Annotated in this window: 1 rRNA gene; it reads right to left on the bottom strand. The window is 41.9% G+C overall.

The features are described 5' to 3' along the window. Positions 1 to 363 (bottom strand): 23S ribosomal RNA (locus tag A8M50_RS08910); the annotation flags it as partial. Positions 364 to 602: the final 239 nt, after the last annotated feature.

Below are 602 nucleotides of genomic sequence, written 5' to 3'. Positions count from 1 at the left end.
CTTAGTACCACAGCCTGGATGTCGAGTACGGGGCTATCACCCTGTGTCGCTAAGCTTCCCAGCTTATTCCTCTATCTCTGCTGCTATCATTAACAGGCTCTTTCGCTTTCGCTCGCCGCTACTGACGAAATCTCGGTTGATTTCTTTTCCTCGGGGTACTTAGATGTTTCAGTTCTCCCGGTTTGCCTCACTTACCTATGGATTCAGTAAGTGATAGTAGATTCTTCATCTACTGGGTTTCCCCATTCGGATATCTTGGATTAAACGCCTCTTATCGACTCATCCAAGCTTTTCGCAGATTAGCACGTCCTTCTTCGCCTCTGATTGCCAAGGCATCCACCTTGTACGCTTAGTCACTTAACTATACAACCTCAAATGTTTTCAAAACTCAATATAAAAAGATATTACGTTCTGAGCACTTTCAGCGTCATTAATTCAACTAAACACTTGATTGCTTTTGTTCAATCAAGATTTTATGCAAAACAGGTTTGCTTTCAGAGTTTCCTTCTCAGTTCCCTCTTTCACTTTCCTGCCTTGCCTACTCAGACTTTCTCTCGAAAATCTCTTGTTTTCAGCTTGTTTCCAATTTTTTAAAGAACAGT

Origin of the sequence: Haemophilus haemolyticus (assembly GCF_001679045.1) — a bacterium.
Lineage (GTDB): Bacteria > Pseudomonadota > Gammaproteobacteria > Enterobacterales > Pasteurellaceae > Haemophilus > Haemophilus haemolyticus.
The sequence above is the reverse complement of the archived record's forward strand: the minus strand, read 5'-3'. Positions and strand labels throughout refer to the sequence as shown.